We start from the raw sequence: 12,621 nt of genomic DNA on the forward strand, positions 1-12,621 counted from the left end.
TGCTCCACCCCGCCTCACCTTCTCCGCAGGGCACGCAGGTTCCGTCCCTGGCCTGCTCGTAACCGCATCCTACGAGCATGTGTCAGCTTCCGCTGCGACGGCCGAGGTCACGGCGGCGTGCACCGAGGCACACGAGCGAGGCACCGACGACGAGGACTCCGGCGCCCGCGAGCGCGATGTCCGTCGTCGTGTCGTCACTGCCGGACTGGGCGAGCCGGCCGCCCTGCTCGGCGCTCTTCGTCTTCGGGGCGTTGTGGGAGGAGTGGCCGGCCCGGCTCTCGCCACTGCCGTGCGCGCTGTGCGTGCCGTGCTCGCCGGCCGACGGGTTGCCGTGGCCGCCGTGTTCCACGGTCGACTTGGCGGCGCCCGCCTCGATCTGCGAGTCGCTCGGCGCGGAGGGGCGGCCCTGCGAAGAGGTCCGCGACTCGGTGCCCGCGGCGGCCTGACCGCTCCCGAAGGTGACGTCGGAGCAGGTGTAGAACGCCTCGGGGCTGTCGGAGCGCTGCCAGACGCTGTAGATGAGGTGCCGGCCGGACCTCTTGGGCACGTCGCCCTTGAACTTGTACGCCCCGCCCGCGAGCCGCGGGTCCTTGACCTTCGCGAACGGCTCGGACTCCAGGTCCGACCACTTCAGCGGCTTCGACGGGTCGTAGCCCGGCTTCGTGATGTACAGCTCGAAGCTGCCCTTGTGAGGAGCCGTCGACTTGTAGGAGAAGGAGTGCTCACCGGCGGTCATCCTCGACGAGGGCCAGTCCTTGCGCGGCAGGTCCAGGCCCTTGTACTTGGCCCGTCCCGCGCTGCACAGCTTGCCGTCCGGAATGATCTGCTCGTGCCTGCCGGCCGCGTCCGGGATGTTGACCTCGTTCCAGTCGTAGAGCGCCTGGGTGCCGCCGGTCTTCACGGCCGCCTTGCACGCGGCGGACCGCGGGTTCTCCGGCCCCTCGGCGAAGCAGGCCGAGACGCGGCTCACCGGGTCCGTCATCGATCCGTGGGCTGCGGCGGGCGCCGCGCCTGCCATGGAGAGCGCGAGCGGCACGGCTCCGAGAGCGGCCATGCGTGCGACCGTGCGACGAGCGGACATCTTGGGGCTCCTGGTTGTGGGGGGCATACGTGTCGCCCGTGCCCCGCGCGCCCCGGTGGTGCCAGGCGGGCCGGACCGATGCGGTATGTACCAGCACGCTAGCCCCGCTCAGCTGCTGGTTCGATGCCCGGAAGCCCCAACTGCCCATCTTTATGGTGGCGTTAAGGCAGCGGTAAGAGGGGGCTCAGGCGCCGAGCCCGGGGGCGCATGGATGTGCACCGTGCGTGCCCTTTCCTCACTCGATTCCGTTAAATATGCCTCTGTACAACTCCAGCCCCTTTTCGAGTGTCTAGCCTCCTACCAGAGCAATGCGCCACAAGGGGGCCCCAATGCGACACACCAGACTGCTCATCATCGCCGTGCTCACCAGCGCGGGGCTCCTGGCCACTGCTTCGGCGGGCACGGCCGCCGGAGCCGAAGCCACGGCGTCGGTGTCGAACGCCTCGGCTGCCGCCACGAGTTGCGGCGTCACCTGGGGGAGCCTGCCGAAGACCGGCAGCGGCACGGGCACCCGCTCGCTCACCGACGTACGGACGGGGCGGCACGACTGCTACGACCGCATGGTCCTGGACATCCGTCCCGGAACGCCCGCCGCTTCCCCGACGTACCAGGTCCGCTACGTCGACAAGCTGTACCAGGACGGCTCCGGCCAGCTCATCAACGTGGGCGGCGGCGCGATTCTGGAGATCGTGGCGACGGCGCCCAGTTACGACCCGGAGACCTACGAGGCCACCTATCCGGGCAGGGGCGGCAAGCCGCTGCCGGGTGTGAACCTCGCGGGCTACAAGACCTTCCGTGACGCCCGCTTCGGTGCCAGCTACGAGGGAACGACCCAGCTGGGCCTCGGAGTCAGGGCACGGCTGCCGTTCCGAGTGCTGGAACTGGGCGACCGCCTCGTCATCGACGTCGCCCACACCTGGGCGGCATCCCGCTGAGACCCTGCGACTCCCGGGTGCCTGGCGGAACTGCCGCCCGGCACCCGGGACTTCGCGGCGGCCGCCGCAGTGCCGGGCGCCGTTGCGCCCTTCCTCAACCGCCGATCTGGACGGACCGCTTGGCCAGCCCGGCCCAGAAGCCGTCGATGACCGTGCGCTGTTCCGCCAGTTCCGTCTCGCCCGCGCCGAGGGTGACGAACAGCGGGGCGAAGTGCTCGCTGCGGGGGTGTGCGAGGCGCCCCGTCGGTGACTTGTGCGCGAAGTCGAGCAGCGCGTCCACGTCGCCGCGTTCCAGTGCCTCCCGCCCCCAGGCGTCGAACTCCTTCGACCAGGACGGTGCTTCGTCCACGCCGGCACCCCAGCGCAGCTCGCTCAGATTGTGGGTGAAGAAGCCGCTGCCGATGATCAGGTATCCCTCGTCCCGCAGCGGGGCGAGCCTGCGTCCCAGGCGCAGCAGATCCTCCGGTTCCAGGGTGGGCATGGACATCTGGAGCACGGGGACGTCGGCGTCCGGATACATCTCGACGAGCGGCACGTACGCCCCGTGGTCGAGGCCGCGCTCCGGTGCGTCGTGCACCTCCTCGCCGGGCCCCGAGAGCAGTTTCCGTACCCGCTCGGCGAGTTCGGGAGCGCCGGGCGCCGGATAGCGCACCCGGGAGTAGCGCTCGGGGAACCCCCAGAAGTCGTACACCAGTGGCACCGTGCGCGTCGCCGAGAGCGTCACCGGCGCCGATTCCCAGTGCGCCGAGACCATGAGGACGGCCTTCGGGTGCGGCAGCCGGGCGCTCCAGTCCGCCAGTTGGGAGGTCCACAGCTCGTCGTCGGCAAGCGGCGGCGCGCCGTGGCTGAGGTAGAGCACGGGCATGCGGGCGGGTGCTGCCGCCGCGTCCGCGGTGCCGCTGGTGGTGCCGGTGGTCATGATCGCTTCAGCCTCTCCGGGGCGTCCCCGAACACGCGGGCCCGTCGTGGGCGAATGTTGTTCAATTTCGAATCACTCGGTTCGACGGTAGTCGATGATTCGAATTCGAACAACCGCCTAGGATCGACCCATGGCAGACGCACAGTGGCTGGACGAGCGCGAGATGGCGGCCTGGCAGAGCTTCCTCCAGGCGAGCCACCGGGTCGGCCAGCACCTCGAGCAGCAGCTGCGGGAGGAGAGCGGTCTGTCCCATCCGCAGTACGAGATCCTCGTCCGCCTCGGCGATGCCCCGGACGGTGAGATCCGCATGACGGAACTGGCCAGGGGCCTGGTCACCTCCAAGAGCGGGCTGACCTACCAGATCGGCCGGCTGGAGAGGCGCGGCCTGGTGCGCCGGCGCTCGTGCGAGAGCGACGTCCGCGGTGTCTACGCGGTGCTGACCGATGAGGGCAGGCGGGCCCTCCGCGATGCCGCGCCGGGTCATGTCACGGCCGTGCGTGAGGCGCTGATAGACGTCCTCGACGACGCCGAGCTGGCGGTGCTGAGCGAGGGGCTCGGGCGGGTGGCCCGGCGGTTGGAGGGTCAGGGGCAGCAGGGTGGCGGAAGATGCGGAGAGTGAGTACCGCAGGCACGCAGACCGCGTGAAGCTATCGGGTGCAAAACGGTTGGAAAAGAATGAATGGATCGCGAGTCGTGCGTGATGCGGAACCAACCCTGCTCGGATTCGCGTGTGTTCTGCGACCGGGGGCAGATGCGGAGGGCGAGCGAGGCACAATCGGAGGACAGGGCCGCAACGTGAGCACGAAGAGTAACCCGAGTGGGGCGAGAAGGGGTGTGCGGTGAACCTGCTGGATGTGCTGTTGCTGCTCGCAGTGCTGGTCTTCTCCGTTTCCGGCTATCAACGCGGCCTCGTCGCGGGATTCGTCTCGCTCGCCGGCTTCGTCGGTGGTGCCGTCGTCGGTGTGTGGGCCCTGCCGTTCGTACTGGAGAGAGTGCATCCCGGCACCACCGAGGCCACCATCGTGGCGCTGCTGACCGTCCTCGTTCCGGCGGCACTGGGGCAGGCCGTGGCCGCGCCGCTGGGATGGCGGCTGCGTGACGCACTCAGCTGGACACCGGTGCGCTGGGCGGACGGCGCCGGGGGAGTGGCCGTCAACGCGATAGCGGTACTCGTCGTCGGCTGGGTCGCGGCGAGTGCCCTTTCCGTGTCGCCCTCACCCGTGCTGAACCAGACCATCCGCGGCTCCGTCGTGCTCGGCACCGTTCAGGACCGCATGCCCGACCAGGCCGCCACCTGGTTCAACGACGCGACGGGAGCGCTCACGACAGCGGGCTTCCCGCCGGTCTTCAACCCCTTCGAGCACGAACCCGGCACCTCCGTCGCGAAGCCCTCCGGCGACTCCGTCACCCCCGCCGCCACCCAGGCCGCCAAGCGCAGCACGGTGAAGGTCGAGGGCGTGGCCGACATCGAGGGGAGCCCCCGCGGGCAGGAAGGCAGCGGCTTCGTCTACACGAACCAGCGCGTGATGACCAACGCGCACGTCGTCGCCGGAGTCGACGAGCCGACGGTGCGGGTCGGCGGCGTCGGCCCGCGCTACCAGGCGAGGGTCGTCTGGTTCAGCCCGAAGACGGACGTCGCCGTCCTCGCCGTGCCCGGACTGAGGGCACCCGCCCTGGACTTCGCGGGCAACGCCGGACGCGGAACGCCCGGAGTGGTCGCCGGATACCCGGAGAACGGCAGCCTCGACCTGCGTGCGGCCGCCGTCTCCCAGCGGGTCAAGGCGCGGGGGCAGGACATCTACGGGGACGACCTCAGCACCCGCGACATCTACGCCATACGCTCCACCGTCCGGCCCGGCAACTCCGGCGGCCCGTTGCTGTCCAAGGACGGAAGGGTCCTCGGGGTGATCTTCGCCCGCTCCACGACCGACGCCGGTACCGGCTACGCGCTGACCGCGGAACAGGTGCAGCAGCACGCCCGCAGAGGCGCCGCCAACGACCGGGCCGTCGACACCGGCAACCGGTCGGCGCTCTGAGCCGCGCGCCGCGACGCAGGAATGCGACGCGGCGCGCAGCAGAGGGCCCACCCCGCTGCCTCCGAGTCCTGCCCGCTCACAGCCGCTTGGAGCAGCGCCATTCGGCGGCCGCCTGCTCATTCGAGCTTGGCCAGCCGCGCCAGGCTGCGCCCGCGGAACGCGCGCCGGGTGCCGGTCATCCCCGACCAGTAGCGCTCACGCCCGTCCGTCTGCGCCACGGAGTACGAGGCGACTTCGCCGCCGACGAGTACGACGGAGCTGAGGTGGTGGTCGATGTACGGCCGGTCCCGGTTCAGCCGCAGCCAGTCCTCGTACGGCACGAAACCGTGGCGCACATCGCCGGGTTCGTCCGCGGTGCTTCCCCTGGGCCTCCGGCCCGGGGAGGCCCCGACCAAGTCCGCCTCGTACAGCGGACGCAGGTCCCCCGAGAACCGTGCGGAGTTCGACGTCGGCGGGCAGCCGCTCCGGCGGGTCGGGAAGCCCGGCTCGTGCGGGGTCGAGACCGAGGAAGCAGGCGCGCCGCCCGCGCGTGCAACCGCGGCGCTCCGCGAAGCCGTTGGAGCGGCCGTCGTCGGAGACCCACGTCCAGACGCGCTCGGCCCCCATGCCGGACAGATGGCGTTCCGCCTCGGCCACCAGCGCCGCGCCCGCGCCCAGTCCGCGGCTGTCCGGGTGCACGGCCGTGTGCAGATAGCCCTGCCCGGGCTCGACGCTGCCGATGAGCAGCCCCGCGTCGGCGCAGCCCACCACCCTTCCGCCGGGTCTCTGGCGACCAGCCAGCGCGTGCGTCCTGCCGCGGGGGCGGACTCGGCCTTGCAGGCCACCGACTCGGCCCGTGCACACGAGATACGGGACGGCGGCACGCCTCACCTCGGCCACCGTCCCCGCGTCGTGCGGGCGGAAGGATTCGACGGTGACCTTCGGTGTCATGACCCGGCACGCTACGCGCCCGCCAGTGGCGCCGCTCCTGATTTCTCCGTCGCTGAGAGAGAATCGGCAGCGCATCCGAATGCGCCACCCTGACGGAAGAAACCGCGAACACACCGGAGATCACGTGCCGTTGCAGATCACCATCGACCCTGCCGCGCCGGACGCCCCGTACGAGCAGCTGCGCGCCCAGATCGCCGGGCAGGTGCGCGGCGGGGATCTGCCCACCGGATACAAGCTGCCGACCGTGCGCGGGCTGGCAGAGGAGCTGGGCCTTGCCGCGAACACCGTCGCCAAGGCCTACCGGGCGCTGGAGTCGGACGGAGTCATCGAGACCAGGGGGCGGCACGGCACGTTCGTGGCGGCGGCGGGCGATGCCGCGGCGAAGGAGGTGTCCGAGGCGGCGCTGTCGTACGCGCACCGGGCGCGGAGGCTGGGCCTGGACCGCGACGTGGCGCGTGCGGCGGTCGAGGACGCGCTGCGCGCCGTGTACGGCTGAGAGCCGGCTGCCGGGAGTCGCGCAGGGGGGCGGGCGGAGGGAGCACGGGTAGGTGCCCGCCGGAGCCCCAACAGGCCCCTGCGGCAAGGGAGTCGGGTCCGGTGGGACTGCTCCCCGGCTGGGCCGGGAGTGGCTACGTCAGCGTGCCGGTGCGTGTGAGCAGCCTCGTGCGGGCCTCCATCAGCGCGAACCCCAGCAGGTTCTCTCCGCGCCACTGCGAAGGGTCACGCACCCGCGCGTCGTCCGCGGCGAGGCCGACGCCCCAGACGCGGTCCAGTGGGCTCGCCTCCACCAGTACGCGGCTGTTGGTGCCGAGCAGGTATTCGCGCAGCTCGCCGTGCTGCCCGAACTTCCGCAGGCTGCCCTCGACCACGATGCCGAAGCGCTCGCGCTCCCACACGCTCGGGTCGAACCCCTGAACCGAGCGGCCCGCGGCCTTCGCCTGCCGGGGATGGCGGGCGGCCACCGCGCGCTGTTCCGCTTCCTCGTCCCCGAACAGCCGCGCCTTACGGGCCATCATCCAGTGCTCCGCGGTGGCGTATTCGACACCCTCCACCTCGAAGGGGGCAGGCCACCACTGGCTCAGGCAGCCCTTGCCGATGGCGCCGTCCCGCCGAGGCCGATGGCCATAAAAGTAGAGGTACTTGAAGCGCTCGCCGCGTGCGGCGCGTTCGGCGAGTTCAGCGACGTTGTCGACCATGGCGTGATTCTGGCAGCGCCGGGGTGCATTGCTCGACTGTTTATCAGGTGAGCCGGAGACCCCGGCGAATACCCTGCCGTGGAGCCCCCGGTCCGGCCCCGACTACAGGTACAGGCCGGAGCCCTCGCCGTCGTTCTGCACGGGAACCGAGGCCGGCGAGGTGCCCTTGCGGAGCGCGAACAGCTCGGCCAGCGTGGCGCCTTCGCGACCGATTCCCTCTTCCGTACCGAGCCAGTTGACGGCCTCCTTGCGGCTGAGGGCGCCGACCTCGATGCGTGCCAGACATCTGCCCGGCCTCACCACCGCGGGGTGCAGCCGCTCCAGGTCCTCGTTCGTGGTCACGCCGACCAGCACGTTGCGGCCCTGGCCCAGCAGACCGTCCGTCAGATTGAGCAGACGTGAGAGGGCCTGGCCCGCGGCGTGCTTGGCCTCACCGCGGATCAACTCGTCGCAGTCCTCCAGGAGAAGGAGCCGCCAGCGCTGCTCGTCGGAGTCGCTGTCGTCGGCGCCGATGGCGATGTCCATCAAATAGCCGATGTTGTTGAACAGATGCTCCGGGTCGAGGACGCAGTCCACCTGGCACCAGTCGCGCCACGAACGCGCGAGCGTGCGCAGCGCCGAGGTCTTGCCCGTGCCGGGCGGGCCGTGGAGCAGCAGCAGACGGCCCGAGACCTCGTCCGGCGTGACCTTCATCAGCCCGTCCATGGCATCGGCCACGCGCGCCGTGTAGTTGGGACGTACCTCCTGCCAAGTGCCCGCGGTGATGGCACGGGTGGTGCGGCGCGGGCCGCGCATCGGCGAGTGGTACCAGAAGCCCATGGAGACCTTGTCGGACTGCGGTTCCGGCTCGTCCTCCGCGCCGTTGACGGCCTCGTCGAGCCGCTTCTGGGCGAGTTCGCCGCTGACCGCCGTCACCGTGACGTCCGCTCCGTGCGTCCAGCGCGAGACCAGAACCGTCCAGCCCTCACCCTCCGCCAGAACCGTGCTGCGGCCGTCGGCCTGCGCCTCGCGCAGTACCTTCGCATCCGGAGGCAGCAGCGTGCGGCCCTTCTTGACGCGGTCGACGGAGTGACTGCGCGAGTAGGGCTGCTCCCCCTTGGTGAAGCGGCCCAGGAAGAGGGCGTCGATGACGTCGGACGGCGAGTCGGTGTCGTCGATGGTCAGGTACGGAGTGATCGCGTGCTCGGGCCTGGTCGGAGAAGTCAGGGTGTCACTCCTGTCGGTGGTGGACGACCGGCGGGGCTGTGCTGGCATGGCTGCCATGATCCGGCATCCCGGGCCCGGGCGCACGCACGTTTCCGCCCGTCCGGCCGGAAACAGGTGCGTATCACAAGGCGTCCCGTATGTTCGTCAACGCGCCTGTGGGGCAGGTGAATCCTGTGACCGGGATACACGGGTGGAGCAGTCGGGCGTTAGGGTTGCGGTGCCCGGGCCTCGTGCCCTCGTACGGGTGGGGAGTGTCATGGAACAGATAACAGTGAGCGGCAGGGCGCGAGTGCCCGCCATCAAATGCGGTACGGGTGCGACGAGTTCGCGCCTCGACCGGCATCTGGCTGTGCTCGCGGGCCCCGCCGTGCCGCAGGGTGAGACGGAAGAAGCGACTTCGCTCATGCGTGAGATCACCAAGCGTGACTCCGCGCGTAACCGGTCCGCAACCCGGAGCGGGCGTGTCTCGCTGTTCGCGCCGCTGCGCAAACTGCGCCGCACGCTCTTCGGCGGCCGCGGCTGAGCTTCCTTCCGCAGACCTTCCCCTGGGCCCTTCGGCCGGGGGAGACCCCGACCCTGCACCCTGGGGCGGTGGCCGACCGGCCACCGCCCCAGGGCCGTGTCGTCCCGTCGTGCGATCCCGGCGCCGGTCGTTGGACGCCGCGCCTGTCACATCCCGGACTCTCCCTACAGCAGCGCCAGTTGGCCGTTGGGCCCTTCCTCCGGCACGTCGAGTACGGACGCCGGGAGACGTGACGCCGGGGGCACCGGCAGAAGACCGGCCCCTTCGAGCGCGGCGCGTCCCGGCTCCCCTGCGGATTCCAGCGAGCGGGCCAAGTCCCGCTGTTCCTCGCGCAGTTCGGCCAGCAGCGTCAGGACCGTGATCAGCTCCAGCAGTTCCGACGTCCACGCCTGCGGCCAGCTTCCGGGACGCAGGGCATCGAGCCTCCCCGCGTCCACGGGGGCCACCGACCGCTGCGCGAACCACGCCTCGAGCACGCCTGCGCCTCCGGCCTCGTACTCCCAGGCCTCCGGTGCCACCGGCGCCACACGGCCCTCACCGACGTGCAGCGCGCGCTCCTCCGCGTCATGGACGAGCTCCTCGGCCGTCGGCGCCGCAGCGGGCAACGGGGCACGCACGTACGGGCGATGACCGCCGGGCAGCCGGGGCCGGCCCTCGTACTGCTCTCCGGCACACCGCGCGCCCCGTGTGTGCAGCCACACCACCCGGCGTCCCAGATCGACGCCGCGCCGCCAGAGGCCCGGGTCCGCGGTCAGCGGCACCATACGACCCTGCGGGCCCGGCCGGGCCGCGGCGGCGGTCCAGGCGAGGACGTCTTCGGCCGTGACCGGCACGCCGAGCCGCACGGCGAGATGGTCCAGCAGCCCGGGGAGAAGGTTGGGTTCACGGCCGCCGGGACGTCTGTACAGCGGACGGATGCGTCCCGAACGCCCCACGGGCGCCTGCCCGTCGGGCAACAGCGCGGTGAAGGTGAAGAGGGGGCCGGGATGCCGGTGGTCGTGGGCGGTCTCCACCAGGTGCGTCTGGTGTGCGTCGCTCACCCGCCACAGCTGCGGCCGTGCCGCGTCGATGAGCCGGTGGTCAGGAATGAGCCACTGCTGGTCGAAGGGCCCGTGCAGGATGCGCACCGGCTCCGGGCACCCGCCCCGTTCCTGCGCGAGCGGCCCGCCGTGCGCCGGCATCCCGGGCAGCGGTGCCACGGCGCTGTGCAGCGTGCGGGAGCGGCTCGGCCCGAACAGCGCGGCACGCTCCGCCTCGTCCTCCGAGCGGACCAGGGCGTTCCAACGGCCCCGCAGCGCCGCGGCGTCGGGCCCGGCCACCCACCCGCGGCCCAGGCGCGGAGGCGCGACGGACCAGGGCATCACCTCGTCGAGCAGGGGCGCGTCGAGCACAGGTGCGTCCTTGGTGCCGGGTCCGTCGTCGCTCACCGCTCGATGCTACGAGGGGGTGCGTGCCGCCGTCAGCGGTGCGTGGCGCCCGCCGCTTCGTCCCGCCGCAGGTCGTCCGCCGTGCTCAGTGCGCCTGGACGGTCACCGAGAAGGAGAACCGGTCCCCGCGGTAGTGGATCAGTGCCACGTCCACGACCTGCCCGTCCTCGTCGTACGTCACGCCCGTGTAGTGCAGGATCGGGCTGAGCAGCGGCACATCGAGCAGCTTCGCCGTCGCCGGGTCGGCCAGCCGGGCCTCCACGGTGTCGGTGATCCGGCTGATCCGCACACCGACCGCGTCCCTCAGCACCTTCGTCATGGGCCAGCCGCGCTCCAGGTCGGCGGGGTCGATGTGCGGCGCGACGCGGGGATGGATGTGGTTCTCCGCCCAGTTGGTCGCCTCGCCGCTCTCCGGGTCGCGGCGCAGCCGCCGGAAAACCGTCGTCTCCGCGACGCCCGGGAAGTGCTCGGCCAGTTCGGGCGGTACGGGGGCCGCGCCGTGGTCCAGCAACGTGGTCAGGTCGCCCGACTGCTGGGCCACGATCGTGTCGACCGAGCCCAGCAGCCGTACGGGCCTCGTCCTGCAGGCTTCGGGCTCGATGAACGTGCCGCGGCGCCGGTGCCGCGAGATCAGCCCCTCCGTCTCCAGCTCCTTCAGCGCCTGCCGCATGGTCAGCACGCTCACCCCGTAGTGCTGGGCCAGGCGCTCCTCCGTAGGCAGCCGCAGCGGCGACTGCGGCGTGCGGCCGAGTATCGAGGCCCGCAGGGACTGCGAGACCTGGTACCACAGCGGCAGCTTCCGGTTGAGCTCCAGCGAGTCAGGCGCGAAGACGGACACAGGTGCACTCCCTACGGGCGGAAATGGCGCTGGAGACCCTGCCACACGTCGTCGTAGCCGGACTGCAGATGGGCGGCCTCCAGCGCCTGCGAGGTGGGGATCACGGGCCAGCGCGTCTCGAACATGAAGGCCAGCCCGTCGTCGATCTTCTGCGGCTTCAGCTCGGCGGAGCTCGCCCGCTCGAACGTCTCCCGGTCGGGTCCGTGCGCGGACATCATGTTGTGGAGCGAGCCGCCGCCCGGGACGAAGCCTTCCGCCTTCGCGTCGTAGGCGCCCTCGATCAGGCCCATGTACTCGCTCATCACGTTCCGGTGGAAGTAGGGCGGGCGGAAGGTGTCCTCGCCCACCAGCCAGCGCGGCGCGAAGACCACGAAGTCCACGCCGGCCAGCCCCGGTGTGTCCGACGGCGAGGTGAGGACCGTGAAGATGGACGGGTCCGGGTGGTCGTAGCTGATGGTGCCCATCACGTTGAAGCGGCGCAGGTCGTAGACGTACGGGACGTGGTTGCCGTGCCAGGCGACGACGTCCAGCGGAGAGTGGTCGTATCTGGCGGCCCACAGGTTCCCGCAGAACTTGTTGACCACCTCGACCGGCCGCTCCGTCCCGCCGTCCTCCTCGTACGCGGCGACCGGCGCCAGGAAGTCCCTCGGATTCGCAAGGCCGTTGGCGCCGATCGGCCCCAACTCGGGCAGCTCGAAAGGCTGTCCGTAGTTCTCGCAGACGTAGCCGCGTGCCGTCGCGTCCAGCAGTACGGCACGGAAGCGCACCCCGCGAGGGATCAGCGCGATGTGCCCCGGCTCCGCGCGCAGCAGCCCGAACTCGGTGTGCAGAAGCAGCCCTCCGCGCTCCGGGACGATCAGCAGCTCGCCGTCCGAGTCGCAGAAGACCCGGTCCGTCATGGAGGTGTCGGCGGCGTAGAGGTGCACGGCCATGCCGGAGCGCTGCGCCGCGTCGCCGTTGCCGCCGAGCGTCCACAGGCCGGTGACGAAGTCCGTCCCCTGCGGCGGATCCGGCAGCGGGTTCCAGCGCAGCCGGTTCGGGTCGGGTTCGGTCTCGTCGAAGGGCGCGCTGCGCAGGCCGCCGTTGCCGGTGCGCCGGAAGCGCGGATGTGCGGCCGAGGGGCGGATGCGGTAGAGCCAGGAGCGGCGGTTGCGGGCGCGCGGCTCGGTGAAGGCCGTGCCGCTCAACTGCTCCGCGTACAGACCGAGCGGGGCGCGCTGCGGCGCGTTGCGGCCCACGGGCAGAGCTCCGGGCACTGCTTCGCTGCTGTGCTCGTTGCCGAAGCCGGAAAGGTGGACGAGCCCTTCCGCCGTCTTACGTGCCTGCTCCTGGCCTGCCGTACCGCCGTTGGCGCCGGTGCCGAGGGTCATCGGATGCTCCTGCCGCTCATGTATCCCCCTGAATTCCTGTACATGACCATAGGAATGCCGGTGGTCCGCGTCAATGAGGTATGAGCAGCGGTGAGTCCGGCAACGAGCCGGGGTGAGTCCCGTGGACGCCGCCGGCCGCACCGCCTGCGCGGTGCCGTAA

The 12,621-nt window shown here is 71.2% G+C and carries 13 protein-coding genes and 1 pseudogene; 5 read left to right on the plus strand and 9 right to left on the minus strand.

Annotated features, from left to right (window positions below; genetic code table 11):
- Positions 1 to 82: 82 nt before the first annotated feature.
- Entirely contained in the window at positions 83 to 1,081 is a 999-nt protein-coding gene (locus G4Z16_RS27885) for a lytic polysaccharide monooxygenase auxiliary activity family 9 protein (protein WP_197353363.1), read from the minus strand.
- Positions 1,082 to 1,410: 329 nt separating this feature from the next.
- On the opposite strand from G4Z16_RS27885, the gene G4Z16_RS27890 reads away from it, so the two are divergent.
- Entirely contained in the window at positions 1,411 to 2,016 is a 606-nt protein-coding gene (locus G4Z16_RS27890) for an AMIN-like domain-containing (lipo)protein (protein ID WP_197353364.1), read from the plus strand.
- 94 nt (positions 2,017 to 2,110) lie between these two features.
- Here G4Z16_RS27890 and G4Z16_RS27895 read toward each other — a convergent pair whose 3' ends face one another.
- Positions 2,111 to 2,935 (minus strand): dioxygenase family protein, encoded by an 825-nt coding sequence (locus G4Z16_RS27895; RefSeq protein ID WP_197353365.1) that lies wholly within the window; start codon positions 2,933 to 2,935, stop codon positions 2,111 to 2,113.
- A gap of 130 nt (positions 2,936 to 3,065) precedes the next feature.
- On the opposite strand from G4Z16_RS27895, the gene G4Z16_RS27900 reads away from it, so the two are divergent.
- Together G4Z16_RS27900 and G4Z16_RS27905 are read left to right on the plus strand one after the other, a co-directional pair.
- Positions 3,066 to 3,554 (plus strand): MarR family winged helix-turn-helix transcriptional regulator, encoded by a 489-nt coding sequence (locus G4Z16_RS27900; protein WP_197353366.1) that lies wholly within the window; start codon positions 3,066 to 3,068, stop codon positions 3,552 to 3,554.
- 220 nt (positions 3,555 to 3,774) lie between these two features.
- On the plus strand, positions 3,775 to 4,971 hold the full coding sequence (locus G4Z16_RS27905) for a MarP family serine protease (RefSeq protein ID WP_197353367.1): 1,197 nt from the start codon (positions 3,775 to 3,777) through the stop codon (positions 4,969 to 4,971).
- A 116-nt stretch (positions 4,972 to 5,087) separates the two neighbouring features.
- Here the strand turns inward: G4Z16_RS27905 and G4Z16_RS32785 are convergent, their stop codons facing one another.
- Positions 5,088 to 5,366, minus strand: coding sequence for a hypothetical protein (locus G4Z16_RS32785; RefSeq protein ID WP_246531104.1), 279 nt, complete (start codon positions 5,364 to 5,366; stop codon positions 5,088 to 5,090).
- 151 nt (positions 5,367 to 5,517) lie between these two features.
- Positions 5,518 to 5,976 (minus strand): annotated as a pseudogene (locus tag G4Z16_RS33365) (GNAT family N-acetyltransferase); the annotation flags it as partial.
- Positions 5,977 to 5,980: 4 nt separating this feature from the next.
- On the opposite strand from G4Z16_RS33365, the gene G4Z16_RS27915 reads away from it, so the two are divergent.
- On the plus strand, positions 5,981 to 6,397 hold the full coding sequence (locus G4Z16_RS27915; RefSeq protein ID WP_197353369.1) for a GntR family transcriptional regulator: 417 nt from the start codon (positions 5,981 to 5,983) through the stop codon (positions 6,395 to 6,397).
- A gap of 133 nt (positions 6,398 to 6,530) precedes the next feature.
- Here the strand turns inward: G4Z16_RS27915 and ybiA are convergent, their stop codons facing one another.
- Positions 6,531 to 7,097 carry a riboflavin biosynthesis intermediates N-glycosidase gene (gene ybiA, locus G4Z16_RS27920; protein ID WP_197353370.1) on the minus strand — a complete coding sequence of 189 codons (567 nt, stop codon included), beginning with the start codon at positions 7,095 to 7,097 and terminating at the stop codon, positions 6,531 to 6,533.
- A gap of 102 nt (positions 7,098 to 7,199) precedes the next feature.
- Positions 7,200 to 8,351: a DUF5925 domain-containing protein gene (locus tag G4Z16_RS27925; protein ID WP_197353371.1), complete on the minus strand. Its 1,152-nt coding sequence runs from the start codon at positions 8,349 to 8,351 to the stop codon at positions 7,200 to 7,202.
- 208 nt (positions 8,352 to 8,559) lie between these two features.
- Here G4Z16_RS27925 and G4Z16_RS27930 point away from each other — a divergent pair, with 208 nt between their 5' ends.
- Positions 8,560 to 8,826, plus strand: a complete 267-nt coding sequence (locus G4Z16_RS27930; RefSeq protein WP_037976521.1) for a hypothetical protein — start codon at positions 8,560 to 8,562, stop codon at positions 8,824 to 8,826.
- Positions 8,827 to 8,990: 164 nt separating this feature from the next.
- Here G4Z16_RS27930 and G4Z16_RS27935 read toward each other — a convergent pair whose 3' ends face one another.
- The 3 genes from G4Z16_RS27935 to hmgA all read right to left on the minus strand — a co-directional run bounded on the left by G4Z16_RS27935 (position 8,991) and on the right by hmgA (position 12,461).
- Positions 8,991 to 10,187, minus strand: coding sequence for a type ISP restriction/modification enzyme (locus G4Z16_RS27935; protein ID WP_197354971.1), 1,197 nt, complete (start codon positions 10,185 to 10,187; stop codon positions 8,991 to 8,993).
- A gap of 151 nt (positions 10,188 to 10,338) precedes the next feature.
- Positions 10,339 to 11,091, minus strand: coding sequence for a GntR family transcriptional regulator (locus G4Z16_RS27940; protein WP_197353372.1), 753 nt, complete (start codon positions 11,089 to 11,091; stop codon positions 10,339 to 10,341).
- Positions 11,092 to 11,102: 11 nt separating this feature from the next.
- The gene (gene hmgA / locus G4Z16_RS27945; protein ID WP_197353373.1) at positions 11,103 to 12,461 is read right to left on the minus strand and encodes a homogentisate 1,2-dioxygenase; all 1,359 of its coding nucleotides are present in this window, start codon (positions 12,459 to 12,461) and stop codon (positions 11,103 to 11,105) included.
- Positions 12,462 to 12,621: the final 160 nt, after the last annotated feature.

The organism is Streptomyces bathyalis (assembly GCF_015910445.1).
In the GTDB taxonomy this organism is placed as follows: Bacteria; Actinomycetota; Actinomycetes; order Streptomycetales; family Streptomycetaceae; genus Streptomyces; species Streptomyces bathyalis.

Bases quoted from the DNA above. Each gene is read 5' to 3' on its own strand.
- hmgA (WP_197353373.1), bottom strand. From the start codon at position 12,461: ATGACCCTCGGCACCGGCGCCAACGGCGGTACGGCAGGCCAGGAGCAG.
- G4Z16_RS27930 (WP_037976521.1), top strand. From the start codon at position 8,560: ATGGAACAGATAACAGTGAGCGGCAGGGCGCGAGTGCCCGCCATCAAA.
- G4Z16_RS27895 (WP_197353365.1), bottom strand. From the start codon at position 2,935: ATGACCACCGGCACCACCAGCGGCACCGCGGACGCGGCGGCAGCACCC.
- G4Z16_RS27890 (WP_197353364.1), top strand. From the start codon at position 1,411: ATGCGACACACCAGACTGCTCATCATCGCCGTGCTCACCAGCGCGGGG.
- ybiA (WP_197353370.1), bottom strand. From the start codon at position 7,097: ATGGTCGACAACGTCGCTGAACTCGCCGAACGCGCCGCACGCGGCGAG.
- G4Z16_RS27885 (WP_197353363.1), bottom strand. From the start codon at position 1,081: ATGTCCGCTCGTCGCACGGTCGCACGCATGGCCGCTCTCGGAGCCGTG.
- G4Z16_RS27915 (WP_197353369.1), top strand. From the start codon at position 5,981: ATGCGCCACCCTGACGGAAGAAACCGCGAACACACCGGAGATCACGTG.
- G4Z16_RS27900 (WP_197353366.1), top strand. From the start codon at position 3,066: ATGGCAGACGCACAGTGGCTGGACGAGCGCGAGATGGCGGCCTGGCAG.
- G4Z16_RS27925 (WP_197353371.1), bottom strand. From the start codon at position 8,351: ATGCCAGCACAGCCCCGCCGGTCGTCCACCACCGACAGGAGTGACACC.
- G4Z16_RS27935 (WP_197354971.1), bottom strand. From the start codon at position 10,187: ATGCCCTGGTCCGTCGCGCCTCCGCGCCTGGGCCGCGGGTGGGTGGCC.